Origin of the sequence: Pseudoalteromonas sp. SR41-8 (genome assembly GCF_014163915.1) — a bacterium.
Classification (GTDB): Bacteria; Pseudomonadota; Gammaproteobacteria; order Enterobacterales; family Alteromonadaceae; genus Pseudoalteromonas; species Pseudoalteromonas rhizosphaerae.
The window spans coordinates 121,131-139,307 of the sequence record NZ_JACJEE010000007.1 but is presented as its reverse complement, the minus strand read 5'-3'; the positions used below and the strand labels follow the sequence as shown (position 1 = coordinate 139,307).

16 protein-coding genes and 2 tRNA genes are annotated in these 18,177 nt (G+C 40.7%); 11 read left to right on the top strand and 7 right to left on the bottom strand.

Going from position 1 to position 18,177, the window contains the following annotated elements:
* The first annotated feature begins 140 nt into the window (after positions 1 to 140).
* Positions 141 to 938 carry a YggN family protein gene (locus tag H5162_RS07105; protein WP_145240021.1) on the top strand — a complete coding sequence of 266 codons (798 nt, stop codon included), beginning with the start codon at positions 141 to 143 and terminating at the stop codon, positions 936 to 938.
* An 83-nt stretch (positions 939 to 1,021) separates the two neighbouring features.
* On the opposite strand, the gene H5162_RS07100 is transcribed toward H5162_RS07105, so the two are convergent.
* Positions 1,022 to 2,464: a PLP-dependent aminotransferase family protein gene (locus H5162_RS07100; protein WP_145240023.1), complete on the bottom strand. Its 1,443-nt coding sequence runs from the start codon at positions 2,462 to 2,464 to the stop codon at positions 1,022 to 1,024.
* A gap of 116 nt (positions 2,465 to 2,580) precedes the next feature.
* On the opposite strand from H5162_RS07100, the gene H5162_RS07095 reads away from it, so the two are divergent.
* Positions 2,581 to 3,516 (top strand): DMT family transporter, encoded by a 936-nt coding sequence (locus tag H5162_RS07095; RefSeq protein WP_145240025.1) that lies wholly within the window; start codon positions 2,581 to 2,583, stop codon positions 3,514 to 3,516.
* A gap of 77 nt (positions 3,517 to 3,593) precedes the next feature.
* On the opposite strand, the gene H5162_RS07090 is transcribed toward H5162_RS07095, so the two are convergent.
* Positions 3,594 to 4,448: a diacylglycerol kinase family protein gene (locus H5162_RS07090; RefSeq protein WP_220493048.1), complete on the bottom strand. Its 855-nt coding sequence runs from the start codon at positions 4,446 to 4,448 to the stop codon at positions 3,594 to 3,596.
* 323 nt (positions 4,449 to 4,771) lie between these two features.
* On the opposite strand from H5162_RS07090, the gene H5162_RS07085 reads away from it, so the two are divergent.
* The 3 genes from H5162_RS07085 (at position 4,772) to H5162_RS07075 (ending at position 5,358) form a co-directional block, all read left to right on the top strand.
* Positions 4,772 to 4,912 carry a hypothetical protein gene (locus H5162_RS07085; protein WP_182757905.1) on the top strand — a complete coding sequence of 47 codons (141 nt, stop codon included), beginning with the start codon at positions 4,772 to 4,774 and terminating at the stop codon, positions 4,910 to 4,912.
* Between the two features lie 211 nt (positions 4,913 to 5,123).
* Positions 5,124 to 5,214: transfer RNA gene (locus H5162_RS07080), tRNA-Ser, on the top strand.
* A 51-nt stretch (positions 5,215 to 5,265) separates the two neighbouring features.
* Positions 5,266 to 5,358, top strand: a tRNA-Ser gene (locus H5162_RS07075).
* Between the two features lie 1,333 nt (positions 5,359 to 6,691).
* On the opposite strand, the gene H5162_RS07070 is transcribed toward H5162_RS07075, so the two are convergent.
* Both H5162_RS07070 and H5162_RS07065 read right to left on the bottom strand, forming a co-directional pair.
* A complete protein-coding gene (locus H5162_RS07070) occupies positions 6,692 to 7,480 on the bottom strand; it encodes an amidohydrolase (RefSeq protein ID WP_182778054.1) in 789 nt (262 codons plus the stop codon).
* Positions 7,468 to 8,610, bottom strand: coding sequence for a methionine aminotransferase (locus tag H5162_RS07065; protein ID WP_182778052.1), 1,143 nt, complete (start codon positions 8,608 to 8,610; stop codon positions 7,468 to 7,470). Before H5162_RS07065 ends, H5162_RS07070 begins: the two co-directional genes overlap by 13 nt.
* A gap of 90 nt (positions 8,611 to 8,700) precedes the next feature.
* On the opposite strand from H5162_RS07065, the gene H5162_RS07060 reads away from it, so the two are divergent.
* From H5162_RS07060 to H5162_RS07045, 4 genes are read left to right on the top strand one after another with little or no spacing between them, the layout of a single operon-like run.
* Positions 8,701 to 9,318: a methylthioribulose 1-phosphate dehydratase gene (locus H5162_RS07060; RefSeq protein WP_149982209.1), complete on the top strand. Its 618-nt coding sequence runs from the start codon at positions 8,701 to 8,703 to the stop codon at positions 9,316 to 9,318.
* Positions 9,315 to 10,001, top strand: coding sequence for an acireductone synthase (mtnC, locus tag H5162_RS07055; RefSeq protein ID WP_145240037.1), 687 nt, complete (start codon positions 9,315 to 9,317; stop codon positions 9,999 to 10,001). The genes H5162_RS07060 and mtnC overlap by 4 nt, the downstream gene beginning before the upstream one ends.
* The gene (locus tag H5162_RS07050; RefSeq protein ID WP_145240039.1) at positions 9,998 to 10,540 is read left to right on the top strand and encodes an acireductone dioxygenase; all 543 of its coding nucleotides are present in this window, start codon (positions 9,998 to 10,000) and stop codon (positions 10,538 to 10,540) included. Before mtnC ends, H5162_RS07050 begins: the two co-directional genes overlap by 4 nt.
* 24 nt (positions 10,541 to 10,564) lie before the next feature.
* Positions 10,565 to 10,903: a gamma-glutamylcyclotransferase family protein gene (locus tag H5162_RS07045; protein WP_149982210.1), complete on the top strand. Its 339-nt coding sequence runs from the start codon at positions 10,565 to 10,567 to the stop codon at positions 10,901 to 10,903.
* On the opposite strand, the gene mtnA is transcribed toward H5162_RS07045, so the two are convergent.
* Positions 10,900 to 11,925, bottom strand: a complete 1,026-nt coding sequence (gene mtnA, locus H5162_RS07040; RefSeq protein WP_182735028.1) for an S-methyl-5-thioribose-1-phosphate isomerase — start codon at positions 11,923 to 11,925, stop codon at positions 10,900 to 10,902. The genes H5162_RS07045 and mtnA overlap by 4 nt on opposite strands.
* A gap of 132 nt (positions 11,926 to 12,057) precedes the next feature.
* Here mtnA and mtnK point away from each other — a divergent pair, with 132 nt between their 5' ends.
* Positions 12,058 to 13,275 carry an S-methyl-5-thioribose kinase gene (gene mtnK / locus H5162_RS07035; protein ID WP_182778050.1) on the top strand — a complete coding sequence of 406 codons (1,218 nt, stop codon included), beginning with the start codon at positions 12,058 to 12,060 and terminating at the stop codon, positions 13,273 to 13,275.
* A gap of 89 nt (positions 13,276 to 13,364) precedes the next feature.
* On the opposite strand, the gene H5162_RS07030 is transcribed toward mtnK, so the two are convergent.
* Together H5162_RS07030 and H5162_RS07025 are read right to left on the bottom strand one after the other, a co-directional pair.
* Complete coding sequence (locus H5162_RS07030; RefSeq protein WP_145240047.1) at positions 13,365 to 14,846, bottom strand: FMN-binding glutamate synthase family protein; 1,482 nt, start codon at positions 14,844 to 14,846, stop codon at positions 13,365 to 13,367.
* A 130-nt stretch (positions 14,847 to 14,976) separates the two neighbouring features.
* Positions 14,977 to 16,752 carry a DUF885 family protein gene (locus H5162_RS07025; protein ID WP_182730727.1) on the bottom strand — a complete coding sequence of 592 codons (1,776 nt, stop codon included), beginning with the start codon at positions 16,750 to 16,752 and terminating at the stop codon, positions 14,977 to 14,979.
* A 356-nt stretch (positions 16,753 to 17,108) separates the two neighbouring features.
* Here H5162_RS07025 and H5162_RS07020 point away from each other — a divergent pair, with 356 nt between their 5' ends.
* A complete protein-coding gene (locus H5162_RS07020; protein ID WP_145240114.1) occupies positions 17,109 to 18,095 on the top strand; it encodes a diguanylate cyclase domain-containing protein in 987 nt (328 codons plus the stop codon).
* Positions 18,096 to 18,177: the final 82 nt, after the last annotated feature.

The following is an 18,177-nucleotide window of genomic DNA, read 5'->3' as shown; positions in this document are numbered from 1 at the left end:
ATCCTAATACAATTTAAAAATAGTAAAAAACAATTAACCCTTTGTTTTTATTTACTAATAATTATTGGCACTAAACTTGATATGTATTAAATACGTTAAATGCGTACTGGTCATAATCAACAAATTAGCAGGAAATAAAAATGAAAAAATTACTATTAATAAGTTCTTTATTCATTGCCACAGGGGCAATGGCACACAATGACAATGAGACGAATATTTCTTTTAGCGGCGACACATGTGACGTTGAATTTAAAAATGATGTGCGTATTAAGCCAAATGAATTAGAAATTTTTACAGCTGATAACCACACTATGACTTTTATAAATAGTGGCGAGTTAATGATTGATGGCCAAACTTTGACACTCAACAGTCAACAACACCAAGCTATCAGTAATTATTCAGACAGTCTGCGTAGCCAATTACCAGAAGTCGCGAACATTGCTCTTGAAGGCGTTAAAATTGCCGGGGTCGCCATTGAAGAAGTCGCCAATGCATTTAATATCGATGGCCTAGATAGCATTAATGAATTAATGGCTGATATTCAGGTAGAAGTACAAAACACCTTTTACCAACAAGGCGCTTTTGTAATGGGCCAACAAAGCTTTAGCCAATTTGGCGAAAACTTTGAAAGCCAATTTGATGAGCAAATAGAAAGCGCTGTACAAGCTGCGATGATGCAATCGATGGGTAGTATTTTAATGGCTGTAGGTTCAGAACTAATGGGCTCTGGTGGCGATATGCAAGCCTTTGAACAACGCATGGAAAATATGGGAGCTGAAATTGAAGCCAAAGTTGAGCAACAAGCTAACCAACTTGAAAAACGCGCTGATGCACTGTGCGGTAATTTTTCAACCATTGCTGATCAAGAGCAACAATTAGTTAAACTAGTTCCAGAATTGAAAGACTACCAATTATTTAGTTATAAACAAAATAACTAACTTGAACTCAGGTTCTAAACGCTAAAAGTTTGATATCCCTTTAGCAGCACTCTTTTTTAAAGGTGCTGCTTTTTTATGCCATGCTATTTCTTCGCTAAATGCACTAACTCACCTAGCTTTATAATAGCTTGTTCAATTTTTTCACCCCATGGCAAACCATAACTTAATCGAATACAACTGCGATATTTATTAGTGGCTGAAAAAATATAGCCAGGAGTAATGCTAATGCCACTTTCTAATGCCAGTTGAAATAGTTTTACACTATCGTAAGCCGCACCTAAATCAATCCAGATCACACATCCGCCTTGCGGATCGCTGATCCTAGCGGTACTCGGAAAGGCCTGTTGTAAACACCAGATCATTCGTTCTTTATTAGAACGTAGACGCTGTCGCAGTAGTTTTATATTACGATCATAATCACCACTAACTATAAATTCATATAACGTCCATTGATTGATCAATGAAGTAGAACAACTCAATGCACGCTTATAGCGACGCGCTTTGGCAGCAAACTTTCCGGCAATCAACCAGCCAACACGATAACTCGGCGCCGCAGTTTTAGAAAACGATGCACAGGTTAATACCAACCCTTTTGTTGAGTAAGCCTGAGCGGGTGTACCGCGCTGCGGGGTAAAATGTAAATCACCATACACATCATCTTCAATTAGCACCACATCTTGAGATTCCAATAACTCTACTAATTGTTTACGCTTATGATCAGGCATAAAACTACCCACAGGATTATTGATCGAAGTAGAGAACACACAGGCTTTAATATCGTGATCATGTAAAGCCTGGCTCAGATCATCAAGCCAGATCCCATCATCAGGACACAGCGGGATCTCGAGCGCCTTGAGGCCCAGGCTTTCGATCAATTCAATGATACCAAAATAACAAGGTGACTCGATCGCCACCACATCACCTACTTTAGTGACACATTTTAGCGCGATCGCCAGTGCTTCTTGAGCACCGTTGGTGATCACAAGTTCTTGCGAGTCAACACCAATGCCAAAATCTAAATAACGATGGATTAACTGCTTTTTCAATGGTGCAAAACCATCCATCGCACCATAATTTATGGCGCGACTGCCGGCAATCGACATAACCCGGCGCATCGTACGACTTAGCATTTTATCAGTTGGAGCGGCAGCAACAGGATTAGCAATGCCAAACGGTACGACATCGGCTTGATGAATTGCATCATACACTTGCTCAATTAATACCTGCATGTTGACCGAAACTGGCTCACGATTGAGTTTAACCCGCTTTGGCCGCGCTAACTGGGTATGTGCCGTTTTTAAAAAATAGCCTGACTTTTCTCGTGCTTCAACCAAACCTTGTGCCTCAAGTGATTGGTAAGCCAATTTCACCGTCGGAATACTGACATTCAGCTTAGTGGCCATTTTACGTAATGAGGGGAGTTTTTCGCCTGGTAATAGTGTCCCCTGCTCACTCAGCTCACGCACCAGCTGCATTACTTGCTGATATAAAAAGTCATGGTTGGTTTTGCTGATCACCAGCGACATAGTAGACACCTTAAAGCCGTACAATCTGTATAGGTTGCATTTATAGTTTTCTGTGTATGTTAAGTATACAGAAGTATCTTAAAATAAACACTTAATCGACATAATGGACCAAGGCCATGAAAAGTATCGTGCTTTATGCACTAACCGTTTTAATTTGGGGCTCTACCTGGCTCGCAATCGAATTTCAACTTGGCGATATCGCCGTTGAAGTTTCACTATTTTATCGCTTTAGTTTGGCTGCAATTCTAATGTGGGTATGGGTGAATATTAAAAAATTACCGATGAATTATAGTCGTCGCGATCATGGCTTTTTCGTATTACTAGCACTGTGTAACTTTGGCCTTAATTACTTAGTACTTTACTGGGCACAACATTATTTAACGTCAGCCATGGCATCAATCGCCTTTTCAATGTTGTTATTAATGAACATTGTAAATACCCGATTATTTTTTGGTAAACCCATCGCTAAACGTATTTATACGGGTGCATTGATAGGGGTATTGGGCATCATCAGTCTGTTTTGGCCACAATTACAGCAGTTCGACTTGAGTAATGGGGCGTTGGTCGGTTTGCTACTTGCCTTAGCTGGCACCTTTGTGGCTTCATTAGGGAATATGATCAGCGTACGTAACTCTCAACAACGTATTGGCGTCATGCAGGGCAATGCATGGGGCATGTTATACAGCGCTATTGGTTTATTTGTATATGTAATCATCAGCGGTGCCGATTTTAGCCTGTCGGCCCCAGCAAGCTACTGGTATTCATTAGTTTATTTATCGGTGTTTGGGACGGTTATTGCATTTGCATGTTACTTTGCACTACTAAAAAATATCGGCCCAGAACGTGCCAGCTATGTGATTGTGTTATTTCCATTAGTTGCAGTGACTTTAAGTACATTATTTGAAGGTTTTAGTTGGCAAGCCAATACGTTTATCGGCTTTAGTTTAGTACTGCTTGGTAATGCTATTGTACTGACTCCAACAAAAAGAATTAAAGCGTTTATTGAGTCTAATAAAGCATCATTTGCTAATAAACGCTCCATCCCCAGTTAGAATGCGTATATACGCAACTAACGCCAAAAGCGCCTACTTGTTAGGCGCTTTTTTATTACTAACATATTACTCGTCATTTAACATTGCGGCATACAAAAACGCAACGCGAGCGGATGAATAGTCACCACCGCAGGGGTAACGCCTACCAGCTCACCATCTGCTTCGATTGGTAAATCAGGCGTATTTATATAAGCAATTTCTAAGCGCTGGTAGTTGAGCTCTTTCATACCGTGGTGTTTACGTAGCAATAAGCGCACAAAACTGTAGAGGTTACCTAACAAACCACGCGTAGGCACGCGATAGCACTCTAAATAGCCACTATTCAATTGTGCTTTTGGCGCTATCATCAACCCCCCACCAAAATAATGATGATTTGCAAATACAGTAATCAAATTACCATATTCGCATTGCTGCCCTGCAAAACTCCCAGCCAAGCGAGAAGGCTGATAAACGAATAAACACTTAAAGCCAGCTAAACTATAACTTAAAGCGGATAATGCAGGCTTGGTTTGCAATGCCTGTACTACATGCGCATCAAAGCCAACCCCCGCAATATTAATAAAGTAACGGCTATTTATTTGGCCAATATCGATTTTTACTTGATGCTCACTAAAAATAGCATTACGCCAAGCTGAGTTTGAACAGCCAAAGCCGCGTGCAAAATCATTACCCGTCCCCTGAGGCAATAACGCCAACGAGCAACTCAATCCCATCAATGCGTTTACAGCCAAATGCAGGCTGCCATCACCACCGAGCACAACAACGCGCTTTTGTGACTGAGCCAAAAACGTTATTTTTTGGCAATCATTAGTAAAATGTCCTGTGGTGTAAAAAACAGTGTAACTAATTTGACGTTTTTGACACTGCTCTAATAACCAAGTGCAATTTTTTTTATGTTTTTTTTGCGTACTTGGTTTAATAATTATTAGCATCTGGATACCAGCCTATTCAAAAGTAGGAAAATAGACATATTCAAAAAATAAATTAATCTGAATAATTAGTCACTTTATTTATTATCTAATGCATTAAAATATCAGTGGCAGTGTAATATTGCTTTTAAACAAGTGATTTAGGCGAATTTAAATTTCATAACCATGCATAATACTCAGTACGCACTATCTGAATAATACCTTAATAAAAACAATTCGGATTAGTTATTTCTATTCGAACACCCTAATTTTTATCGTTTTATTTTTGTGCAAAAAAAGCTCAGAATAGCCGTGTTGTCAAAACAGACATAACCCGGAGCAAAGTAATGAACCCAGTAAATACATTAAACGAAAATGCAGCTACCCATGTTGCAGTAAAATCGACCAACCGCAAAGCAAAAATGCTTGCCAGACTTAACCGTTTCGGCAAAAAGCTAGCTCTTGGCGGCGCAGTTCAATACAAGTAATCACCCAACCATGATTACTTTAGCGGTGCAGCAAACACCCAACCACTAAATGAAACTACTTATTTAGCTCCCTAGTTTGCTGCAACCCCTTCTTTAAACTCCCTAAAAACTCCTTTTTTATAAAAAAACCTCTTTTTTAGAACAAAAAAACAGCAAACGATCTTTTTCCTATTTACACACCCCAATCACCTGCGTATTATTCTTTCCCAACGGAGAGATGGCAGAGTGGTCGAATGCACCGGTCTTGAAAACCGGCAGGGGTTTATAGCCCCTCTAGGGTTCAAATCCCTATCTCTCCACCATTATTACGTTTTGGTGGTTCACTCGATTATCAAAATGACAATTTATGCGCCGGAGAGGTGGCCGAGTGGCCGAAGGCGCTCCCCTGCTAAGGGAGTATAGGGTTTGTAGCTCTATCGAGGGTTCGAATCCCTCCTTCTCCGCCATTTAATAACGAAAAAAGCCCCGCAATTTATTGTGGGGCTTTTTTTGTTGTTAAAAATGGCAGAAGGCGGGTGAGAACCCTCGACCAGGGTTCGATAAAATGTCAGGAACATTTTAGGCCGCTGCAAGCGTCGCGAAGCGATTGGTTACATGGACGTAAGCAAGCCCATCCCCACGTTTGACACAAATTTCAGAATGAAAAGCCTATTGTTTTATGTCCGTAACCTTTACACCAATGAAGGCGGGTGAGAACCCTCGACTAGGGTTCGACCAAACTTTGTCTGGAACAAAGTTAAACGCACGCAGTGCGGCCAGAAAACTAAACTCTAGATCCCTTCCGCTAAGTTGTGTAATGTAATATCAAATAGAACACATAAGTCAGCTCTTAAACCAAATTCAAAAATCGTTCTGACTTTTCTTTTTAAAAACAACAAAATATTTTCTAAGGCTACAAGTTGAATAATACCAATCGTGTTAAGTTACTGACCATTTATAGCGACAGATAAATGGAGTGATAACAAGGCGTAAATTTTGACATGTAGTTGTTCTACTTAAAAAAATTATAACGCAGTTAGCGCTTTATTTAGCTCGCTAGAATGGTTAAATATTTAAGTCGATTGGTATAACAGTGAGGACAAAGAAAGTGGTATTTTATATGCAGTTTTTACAACTGTATTATTGTACTTCCTTTTCAAAATCACTTTAATTTACACAATAGTTTCAGACCGACATGCCCCTTGTCTAAGCTCTCGCTGGGACAACATTGAAGTAGTTATTACTCCTTTTTCAGCATTCTTAATTTTAGCAATGTTGAGTTGTATTTGGTTGTTCCTTAGTTGTTTAAAATATAAAAAGAAAGTAGGTAAAGCAGCCTATCTAGTATTTTTTTTCGCAGCGATATTCTATTATTTTTGGTTTAAAGGTTTTTACGGCTTTTGGTTACTAATGGAGTATGAGCAGGACAAAATAACCCTATCTCAATTTTTTAACAAAACTGGGGGCGATGAGTTATTTAAATTATATGATGGGCATCACGAAATTCAGATATTGTGCCAACCATATAATCACAATGCAGATAAAAAACCGGATAACTAACTGTTACATCATAGTAATGCAATAGGTTGCTACCTATTAAATCAATACTTTAACCTAGTCTAGGTATTCTCTCGTAACGATTGGGTGAGCAGGTAAAAATTCATCGCAGATAAATGGTCTTGTATTGATACAAGCCTGTAGATTATTTTTTTGTTGTATGTTGTCGGGTTTCGCTGCGATCAAACTCACCTACAGTGCTTCTGCGTAAAACGGGTAAAGAGGCTAAACAGTCTCTTTATCTTAATAACCCAAACTAAACCCATCGGCATCTAAATGCGCCGGGAAACTTTGCTTAAAGAGCTCAAGCGGCTGTTTGTCCAAAGTGATAATAACAACATCAGCTTTGTTATCAGTAGCGGCTGCTAACGTATCACCTTTAAAGTCATACACTGCCGTGCCGCCATTGTGCGCGACGCCATTAGCATCATCACCAATACGATTAACGCCAATCACATAACACTGGTTTTCCATCGCCCGCGCCATTAGTAAGGTGTCCCATACTTTGCGCCTTGCAGCAGGCCAGTTGGCGACATTAACCATCACATCGTAGTCATTGCGATTGCGCTGAAAGACCGGAAAACGTAAGTCGTAACAAACTTGCGGTAGAATTCTAAAGCCATTAAGGGTGAACACTTCACGTTGCTGCCCTGCGGTTACAAAATCGCCCTCTTTGCCCAAGCAAAATAAATGCCGTTTGTCGTAATATTTCACTTCGCCATTGGGCCATGCCCAATAAAAGCGATTAGCTTTTTTATCGCCTTGAGTTACCAATACCGAGCCTGCAATTACCGCATTGCTTGATTTTGCCGACGCGATCATCCAATCAAGCACTTTGCCTTGCTTTAACTGATGATCCGGCTCTGCGCAATCAAGGTTAATAGCAAAGCCGGTGGCAAAGGTTTCTGGCAATAAAATAAGCTCTACTGATTTATCTATATCAGCTATTTTATTGCCAAAGTGTGCCAAGTTGGCGTCTTTATCTAACCAATTAAGCGATGTTTGTATCAGTGCTATGGTTAAAGTTGACATAAAATCTCCGCGGCTTGTAATAGCGTGGCGTCATTTTTGGCAAAGCATAAGCGAATAACTTTATCGTTGCTTGGTTGCTGATAAAACACGCTTAGTGGAATGGCTGCAACGCCTGCTTGTTCTACTAACCACTGGCAAAATTCTACGTCATTTAAATCCGATACATCGCTGTAATCAAGCAGTAAAAAGTAGGTGCCTTCACTTGGTAAAATGGTAAAGCGGCTATCTTTTAGTGCTTTACTAAGTACATCACGCTTTTGTTGATAAAACTCACTGAGCTCATCCACATGCTCACCTTGCTGTTCTAACATATCGGCTAATGCATGTTGTGCCGGCGTAAAGCTTGAAAAAGTCACATATTGGTGAATTTTACGAAACTCGACCGCAAGTGCAGCGGGTGCGATGCAGTAACCCATTTTCCAGCCTGTGCTATGAAAAGTCTTGCCAAAGCTTGAGATCACAAAGCTGCGAGCAAACAATTCGTTATCACGCAGCACACTTAAATGCGGTTGCTGATCAAAAGTAATATGCTCGTATACTTCATCACTTATCAGGTATAAGTCATGCTTAATTACTAAGGCTTTTAGAGCATTAATATCGTGCTGTTTTAACGTTTTACCACTTGGGTTATGTGGGGTGTTGATTATAATAGCCCGCGTTTTGCTATTGATAGCCGCAGCCACCGTTTGCCAGTCAATTGCATAACTCGGAGCATGCAGAGCAATATTGACTGACTTACCACCGGCCAATTCAATCGCTGGCTGGTATGAATCATAAGCGGGGTCAAACACAATGACTTCATCACCTTCGCGCACCAGCGCCTGAATGGCAACAAACAAGGCCTCGGTCGCGCCAGAGGTTACCGTTACTTGCTGCGCGGCATCTATTTCAGTTGCATATTTTCGTTTTGCTAACTGGGCAATTTGTTGCTGCAGGCGCGGCACACCAGATGAAGGTGAATATTGATTAACTCCTTCAAGCACATAATGATTAAGCTGTTTTTTAAGTAGCTCAGGCGCATCAAACTCAGGAAACCCCTGCGATAAATTAATCGCTTCGAATTGATTTGCTAAAGCAGTCATTTGACTAAAAATACTGGTGCCTAAATTTGGCAATTTACTTTCAAACACTGGTTACCCTTAATGATGGTTTTGCGCCCAAAGCGATGCTATCATTGCTGTTAACAGATGTATAGCCGTCTAAAAAAGTATGAGGAATGTATGCATAACAATACCGCTATTTCAGAACTTATAGAAGCAGGAAAGTGGATCAGTCAACGTGGTTGGGTGCCAGCTACGGGTGGTAATTTTTCAGCGCGAACTAACACCGGTTTTGTGGTTACTGCCAGCGGTTTTGACAAAGGTCAATTAGGGTCGCATACCTTTATTGAACTGGATCATGTCGGTAATCGTAGCGCTAGCGCCGCCAAACCCTCAGCTGAAACCGAATTGCATTTGTGCATGTATAAACTTATTCCTGCTGCTAATTATGTATTGCACACTCATTCGGTTGCTGCGACGGTATTATCTCGGGTTATTAAAGGTCACAGCCTAGACTTACACGGCTACGAAATGCAAAAGTCACTAACCGGCATTACTTCACATTTAGACACCTTGAGTATTCCAATCTTTGATAACGACCAAGATATTGATCGCTTGAGTTTATTAGTGAGCGATCACCACTTACACACGCCTATTGAGCACGGCGTGCTTATTCGCGGCCACGGTTTGTATGTAGTGGGTCGCACTATTGGTGAAGTACGCCGTCAATTAGAAGGCCTTGAGTTTTTATTTGCATGTGAGATAGAACGCTTAAAATTAGTAGGATTAGAATCATGATCAAAGCACTGCTGACCGATATTGAAGGCACTATTACCCGTATTTCGTTTGTTAAAGACGTACTATTTCCATATGCCGCAAAGCAGCTCCCCGAATTTGTAAAAACTCATCAAGAGCAAAGCGCTGTAGCTGAACAAATTTATGCCGTAAAAGCGGTTATTGAACAGCCAGATGCCAGTATTGATGTCGTAATTAACACTTTACTTGAATGGATCCGTGACGATAAAAAAATCACTCCATTAAAACAGTTACAAGGTTTGATTTGGCAAACTGGCTATGAAAATGGCGATTTTACCGGCCATTTATACCCAGATGCCTACCACTTTTTAGTTGCACAGCAGCAAGCCGGCCAGCAGTTGTATGTGTATTCATCAGGGTCAGTAAAAGCACAGCATTTAATTTTTAACTACTCTGACTTTGGTGATATTCGCTCCTTATTTACTGATTATTTTGATACTCAAGTCGGCGCTAAACAAGAGCAACGTTCATATCACAATATTATTGAGCAACTACCTTTTGCCGCTAATGAAGTGTTATTTTTAAGTGATGTGGCAGCCGAGCTTGATGCCGCCAAAGCCGCAGGTTTAAAAACCTTGCACCTGATCCGTGATGGTCAAGCAAGCTCGCCTGCGCATAACTATATTAACGATTTTAGCCAATTCACTGTGGAGCATTTAGCATGAGCCAACTGACTATTTTTGCTGACTGTAACGGCAATAATGCTTTATTAAACACTCAAGATACAGCACAAATTGCCACCGAGCTTAATAAAGTAAATGTACGATTTGAGCAGTGGCAAGCAACAAAAATGATTACTGCTGATACTAGCCATGAAGCTATTATTTCCGCCTATAACGCTGATATTGAAAGCTTAAAGCAACAAGGTGGTTATCAAACTGTAGATGTTATTTCGCTGGCAAAAGGCAATCCGAACGCTGCAGAATTACGTGCTAAGTTTTTATTTGAGCACACCCATAGTGAAGACGAAGTACGCTTTTTTGTAAAAGGCCAAGGATTATTTTGCCTGCATATTAACGACAAGGTTTACCAAGTACTTTGCAAGCAGGGTGATTTAATTTCAGTACCAGAGCTTACTCCCCATTGGTTTGATATGGGCAGCGATCCTGAATTTACTGCGATCCGTTTATTCAATAATACCGAAGGCTGGGTGGCACAAAGCACCGAATCTGAGATTGCTAAGCAGTTTCCTTTATTGGACTAGATATCTGTTAATAATGGAGTTTAAATGGAAAAGTTGTTTTCATACGGCACACTGCAATTAGAGCAAGTACAGCTTGATACCTTTGGCCGCTTGCTCGAAGGCCAAGCCGATACACTACAAGGTTACGTAGTAGGCGAAGTTGAGATCACCGACGCCGCCGTGCTGAAAAGCAGCGGCCAGCGTTTTCATCCAGCATTAATTAAAACAGGCCTGCCAACAGATACAGTAACTGGCACTATTTTTACTATCACCTTAGAGGAACTTGCTAACGCGGATAGCTACGAAGTTAATGACTACATCCGTATTGAAGAGTCATTTAGCAGCGGCATTAATGCATGGGTGTATGTGGCAAAAGGCTGTTAAACCAGCCTTTTTAATTCACCAACTAAAACTTGTTGTTGGTCATAAACGCCAGTATCGAGTACCCAGCCGGTAATAAGCTTAGCGGGGGTTACATCAAATGCGGGATTATATACGTTAGCATTTGTAGGTGCCCATAGCGCTTCACCAAAGCTTCCGCTTACACCGCGCACTTCTGCGCTGTTACGTTGTTCTATTTCAATGTCTGCACCGCATGCTGTGTTTACATCGAGGGTTGTTAGCGGCGCTACGACATAAAATGGGATGTTATGAAAATGCGCCAGTACTGCTAAGTTATAAGTGCCCACTTTATTAGCAAAGTCACCATTTGCAGCAATACGATCTGCACCGACAAAAATTTTATCAACCTTGCCTGCAGCCATTAAACTCGCTGCCATATTATCGCAAATTAAGGTGTAAGGTACTTGCCAGCGCTCAAGTTCAAACGCGGTTAAACGCCCGCCTTGCAATAATGGCCGCGTTTCATCCACCCATACATGAATATCGCCATGACGTTGCTGCGCTTTATAAATAACACCAAGAGCAGTACCAATACCTGCGGTTGCTAAGGCACCAGTATTACAATGTGTGAGAATATTATCGCCGCGGTTAACCAATGCAACTCCATGATTTGCCATGCTTTCACACAAGGCGATATCTTCATTAAACAATGTTACAGCGGCGCTTACAATTGCCGTTACATAATCATCTTGTTGTAATGCAATACGTAACTTTGCCATACAATGCATTAAATTAACCGCAGTTGGCCGAGTGGCTTCTAAATCATCAATCGCCTGCGCTAATGCTACTTTAGCTGTGCCTTGCTCTGCCAAATGGGCAACTAGCAAACTTGCTCCTAAACCAATCAGCGGTGCGCCGCGTATTTTTAAGCTTAGAATTAAATCCCTCATACTGGCTACATCATCACATTCGTGCCATACCTGCTGATGCGGCAGTAGGTATTGGTCTAACACGCTTAGTGTATTGTTTTGATATTTTAAACTGCTCGCTATGAGGTCTTGCATGATTGATCCTGAATAATCGTTAGGCTGAGGTTATTTTACAGTAGTTTTTAAAACGCACAACCCAGAAGTGTAGACATCTAAACGGTTGAAGGTATAGAATGCTATTGTTTATCATTTTCTGAGAGTACGCCGATGGCCGAATACGTTGCCTTTAATGCACAGCATGCGATTGATTATATTAAAAATCTTGTAACTAAAGATGGGTATGATTTGTTTGATCTTGACCAAACGTTATCGGCGTATGAGTTTGGAGATGGCAATTTAAATCTCGTTTTTAGAATAAGCGACGAGCAAAGTAATAGCGTTATTTTAAAGCAAGCCTTACCTTATGCGCGCTGTGTGGGTGAGTCATGGCCATTAACGCTTGACCGAGCACGCATTGAAGCTGAGGTTTTACTCAATCACGGCGCATTAAGCCCTGACTACACAGCAAAAGTATTGCATCATAATCCAGAGCAAGCACTGACCATTTTAGAAGATCTTGGTCACTTACAAATTTTGCGTAGCGCACAAATAAACGCAGAGCAATTTCCGCTATTAGGTCAACATGTGGCTCACTACTTAAGCCATACTGGTTTTTATAACTCAGACTTTTACCTAACCGCGCAAGATAAAAAAGCCAAAGTCAGTCAGTTTACTAATCCAGAGTTGTGCCAAATTACTGAAGATTTGTTTTTCAACGATATCTTGCGTGAACATGAGCGTAATAACTACCCAAGCGAGTTGCAAAGTACAGTCAATAAACTACAAAATAACACCGCATTACATTTAGCGATCGCAAAACTAAAAGCTAAGTTTTTATCATGCCCGCAGACGCTATTACATGGTGATATGCATAGCGGCAGTATTTTTGTCGATCAAGAAACCACTAAGATGATCGACCCTGAATTTGGCTTTTTTGGCCCAGTTGGCTTTGATATCGGCTCATTTATCGGCAATTTATTATTAAACTACTGCGCGCAAAATGCTCGTATTAGTGAATTTGTTACACGCCGTAACTATCACACCCATTTACTGACTTGCCTGCAAGAGAGTTATTCTTTGTTTGAACAACAGTGGCTGACATTTATTGCAGAGCAAACCACAGATAACAATTTAAAAGCCGCTGGTTATGGCGAGTATTTTATGCAACAAGTATTACAAGACGCGATTGGTTACTGTGGGACAGAACTGATACGCCGCACTATCGGCTTAGCACACGTTGCTGACATTGATGGCATTGAAGATGCGCAGGCGCGTTTAGACGTACAACGCCACACTTTAGCGCTGGGTGAGCAGTTAGTACTCAACGCCCACACTTGCAATAACAAAGAAGAGTTTTTCTCTTTATTGATAAGCCAACTAAATTAAATTTATAAAAATAGCAAAAGGCACTTTATTTAGTGCCTTTTATCAACCTATTTGGGCGGGACCTAGCTTCTATTACCTAGTCTTTTAAATTACTGGTAATTTTCATACATTTTATCAAGCGGCTCTGATAAACCATTTTCTTGCACAACGCGCACATGCTGGCGGCCAAGTTCACGGGCACTAAATACCCCGCATGAGTGAGCAATTAAACCCGCACCATAATGAATGTACTTATTGTAGTTTGCTACGCGCTGCGCTTTATCGGCGACATCTAAGCCACGTTGCAACCGCTCGTTGTGTGTGGTTATCCCTGTTGGGCAAGTGTCTTTATTACATTGCAGCGCTTGAATACAACCCAAAGCAAACATATGACCACGTGCCGATACAACAAAGTCTGCGCCCAGCGCGAGCGCCCATGCAACCTTAGACGGCACAATCAGTTTGCCTGACGCAATAACTTTAATTCGCTCTCGCAGGCCATGCTTTTCGAGCATATTAACAACCAAAGGTAAACTTTCTTTCAGTGGTAAACCCACCGAATCCATCAGCGGTTGTGGTGCAGCACCGGTACCGCCATCAGCACTATCGATAGTAATAAAATCGGGCGCAGATTCAATACCACGATGATTGATCTCAGCAAACAAGGTTTCCAGCCATGCATAAGCGCCAATAACCGCTTTAAAGCCGGTTGGCTTGCCAGTCGTTTCGCGCACCGAGGCAATCATATCAAGTAAATCTGCAGGGTTTTTAACTTCAGGATGACCATTTGGGCTAATTGAATCGTGACCTTCTGGGATACCACGAATAGCCGCAATTTCAGCAGTCACTTTTTTGCCTGGCAACATACCGCCTTTACCAGGCTTCGCACCTTGGCTCATTTTAATTTCAAACATTTTTACTTGTTCATGCGCAGCTATTTGCTTGAGCTTCTCATGACTTAATTTACCTTGTTCATCGCGCACACCATATTTAGCTGTGCCAATTTGAAACACAATGTCGGCACCTCCTTCTAAGTGATAAGGGCTTAAACCACCTTCACCAGTGTTCATCCAACAACCAGCGAGTTTGGCACCTTGCGATAACGCACGTACAGCAGGTTTTGATAACGCACCAAAACTCATACCTGAAATATTGAATAGCGATTTAGTAATATAAGGATTTCGACAATGCGGCCCTAACGTAACTGCACTAGGTTCAAGCGCTTCTTCGTCCAAGGTAGGAAACGCGCAGTTCATAAACATCACGGTCCCGGTAACTTCTAGGCTCTGAGTTGAGCCAAAGGCGGTGGTACGATCAACGTTTTTAGCCGCTTTATAAACCCAACTACGATCGGCGCGATTAAATGGCATTTCTTCGCGATCCATAGCGAAAAAGTATTGACGAAAAAACTCACCTTGGCGCTCAAAAAAGTATCTAAACCGACCTATTACCGGATAATTACGTCTAATCGCTTGTTTAGATTGAGTTACATCACTGATATAAAAATAAATAACAACTAAAACTAAACACCCAAATACCACTATAAATAAGCTGGCAAACACATCAATGCTAAAAACTATTAAATTACTCATGCAGCGCCCCTTGCTGGTTGTTTTTCCAGCTTTGAGAATATAAGCAGAACAAGTTTCAAGCAAATGTTTTGTAAGGAAAGCTCGGTTACACGCTAATCAGCACGAACCGAGATAAATTGAACGTTGTAATTTAGCCGCGCTTTTCCAGCTCAGTTTCAATATATTGATGGATTTGATCTTCTAATACTGACATTGGCACAGAACCGTGGCGAAGTATTTGATGGTGAAACTCACGTACATCAAAATCTTGACCAAGCGCTTGCTCGGTTTCTTTACGTAAGCGCTTAATAGTCAGCTCACCAATTTTGTATGATAGTGCTTGTGCTGGCCATGAAATATAACGATCAGTTTCGGTTTTCACGTTATGTAGTGACAATGCCGTATTTTCACTCATAAACTTCATCGCGCGATCTCGGCTCCAGCCATACATATGCATGCCAGTATCAACCACTAAACGAGCTGCTCGCCACATTTCATAAGTTAAACGGCCAAAGTTACTGTATGGGTCTTGGTAAAAACCCGCTTCAATTCCTAAATACTCAGAATATAACCCCCACCCTTCACCAAATGCCGATAAGTATGCATTCTGACGATAGCTTGGTAAGTTTTCTAATTCAGCATTAAGGGAGATCTGTAAATGATGCCCTGGTACAGCCTCATGAAAAGTGAGAGCTTCTAATACGTATAAAGGGCGCTTATCAAGTGCATAAGTGTTTACCCAGTAATAACCCGCTTGATCATCACGACTCGAACCAGAATAACGGCCAGTCGTGTACTTAGGCGCTATGCTTGCTGGCACCGGCGCAACACCATAAGGCATCCGTGGTAAGGTATGGAATAGCTTAGGTAATTGTGCATCCATCTTTTTAGCTATGTACGATGCTTCTTTTAATAACTCTTCCGGTGTTTTAGCATAAAATTGCGGATCAGTACGTAAAAAGTGCACAAATTCAGCAAACGTGCCTTTAAAACCAACTTGCTCAATAATCTTATCCATTTCAGCACGAATACGTGCCACTTCTTTTAACCCCAGTTCATGGATTTCTTTTGGCGTCATATCTGTGGTGGTATAATACTTGGCGCGATTGGCATAAAACGCAGCACCATTAGGTGTTGCAGAGATACCAATTTCAGTACGCGCACCTGGCTGATACTCTTCATTAAAAAATGTTAAATAATCTTGATAAGCAGTAATCACCTGCTCTTTAATAATTTTCTTTGCTTGTTGTTGTAAAGCAAAAAACTCACCATCACTCAAACCAGCGGTATTATTTAAAAATGGTTTATAAAACTCAGACTCAGTAGCGTCATCAACAATATATGCACTGATAGAGTCTTGATAACCCACAAGCACCGCTTTCGGTTGCGTTAAACCAACTTCTAAACCTTTGCGCATCCAGCTGATGTTTTGCTGAAAAAATCGAGGAACTTGCTGCAAACGTTGCAAATAAAGCTGGTAATCAGCTAATTTTTTATAATCTGAACTCGACACCATAAAAGATAAACTAGAGTGAAAGCCATATTCAGAAGTAAGCGGCATGTAGTGGCTGTTAAATACATATTCATCGATACTATTTTGTACTTGTCCACGAATTATAGTGAGATTAATACGGTTTTCATCACTGAGTTTATCTTTATCTATTGCATCTAACTGCGCTAATAATTCAGTGTTATGTTGATATTTCTTTTCAAGAAACTCAGCAGATAAATTAGTTAACAAATAACCATCAACACCCTCGGGGTTGCTATACGTGCTAATACTTTTACGATAATCAACAATTGATTGCGCAACTTGCGTAAATTGTTGATCGCTATCTACGGTGGTCATTTGGCAAGCACTTAATGTACATGCCAAGGCGATGCTTAACAGAGAATGACGCATAACCGATGAAGGTGATTTTTTCATAATAATAGGGATCTGCTACTGAAAACGTGAGGGTTAACCTAACCTAGACTGCTACAATAACCAAAAAAATGCGACCAAGGGCGATAAATACAAGGTTAAATTAACCGCGACTATTGACTAGTAGTTAATCAGCACTTTTTATTGCTTAATAAGATTGTCGAGAAAACCAGCTATTGAGCGATAAAAATAGAAATTTCGCTATCAAATTACATATTTTTGCTTTTAAATATCCCCGATACAGATTAATGTAAGGCAATCCCATACGCTAGGATTGCGTCAAGACCTCACGGAGAGAGTTATTTAATTTCGCTGTTACGTGTATTTAATTGGTGTATACAATGATGTTCCATGATTCCATGGCTATTGCTCAAGAAAAAATGACCAAGGTATGTATCTTTTTAGAACATCATATATTACCACCGACTCCTCTTAATTATCACGTTGTCTACACCTACGTTAGCCAAGTTAATTCTGATTTAAATACCACTATCGATCGTGCAATTGCCCAAGGCCAAGAAATTGACTGTGTTTATGTAGAACAACTTTATTTCGATTACATGGATCAAGCCCATAAAGCTGAAACCAATATGGTTCGTAATGTTGATGGTATTATTAATTCATTATCACGTAGCGCGCACTCAACCGAAAAAGATATTATCCGCTTTGCAAGTCAAGTCAGCGACTGTGTACATTCTTTAGATGAAAATAATATTGCCCAAACTCGCCTCGCACTTGAGACATTAAATAAGCAAACTGCTCACTTGCTCACTCAACATAAACAATTTAAACAAGAGCTGATCAAAGCAAAGCGACGACAAGAAAAAACTCAACAACAACTCGTACAATTACGCAAACAACACATCACCGATCAACAAACAGGCCTTTTTAAACGTCATTATTTAAACCAGCAAACACAATTATGGTTAGACCAAAAAAAATCTGTGTGCGCGATTGCCATTCAAATAGATAACCTAGATCACTTTATTGATAACTACGGCGATATCATTGGTGAAGTAATTTTAAGCAAGGTAGCTAAACAAATTCAAAAATATGTATTTGAAAGTGGCCTACCAGGGCGAACAGGCAAAGATGCTTTTACTGTATTACTGGCTGATATCGACCCTGAAACTGCGAATGTAATTGCTGAAAAAGTCCGTAATGGAGTCGAAAAATTACGTTTCGTTAGTTCTAAAAACGGTATTAAACTTCCAGCAATCAACCTTTCATTAGGGATTGCCAAACACTTAGACGAAAAAGATTTTAATAATCTTGCCCGTAAAGCCTCCAATGCAGCACATAAAGCCAGATCGCTTGGCCAAAGCAGCTTTATTGCCGGACAGTGAGCCGTAACTCATAAAGCTTGATCCACAAGCAATTTTCCCCAGATTCAAATTGCACCATGGCGTAACAATCAAGTACACTAGT